Consider the following 630-nt stretch of genomic DNA (forward strand, 5'->3'; position numbering starts at 1 on the left):
CTGCTCAAGGCATCAAATTAACACCTAAGCATTATGCTTACCTTAAAATCTCGGAAGGATGTAACCATCGCTGTAGCTTTTGTATTATCCCTCATATGCGCGGAGATTTGGTAAGTCGCCCAATTTCTGAAGTTATTGAAGAGGCCAAACGCTTGGTAGAAAGTGGTGTAAAAGAGCTTCTTGTTATCTCTCAAGATACAAGCGCCTACGGTGTCGATGTTAAATATAAGCTCGATTTTATGGAAGGCCGGGCTCACGAAACACGTATGCAAGACCTCGCTGTTGCGCTAGGAGAATTGGGTGTATGGGTAAGAATGCATTACGTTTATCCTTATCCTCATGTTGATAAACTGATCCCCTTAATGGCAGAAGGAAAGATTCTGCCGTATTTGGATATTCCCTTCCAGCACGCTAGTGCAAAAATACTAAAAGCAATGAAACGTCCTGCGCACAGCGAGAAGGTCATCGATCGCATTCGTTCCTGGCGCGAGATATGTCCTGAACTTACGATAAGAAACACCTTCATTGTTGGTTTTCCGGGTGAAACAGAGCAAGATTTTCAGGAGCTATTGGACTTTTTAGAAGAGGCCCAGTTAGATCGTGTAGGTTGCTTTACGTATTCTCCTGTAG

General features: G+C 43.5%; 1 protein-coding gene. It reads left to right on the top strand.

Features of this window, described 5'->3' with window-relative positions:
- On the top strand, positions 1 to 630 hold a 630-nt coding region (locus A3761_RS05850; RefSeq protein WP_156491648.1), incomplete at both ends, for a radical SAM protein.

The organism is Oleiphilus sp. HI0123, assembly GCF_001635315.1.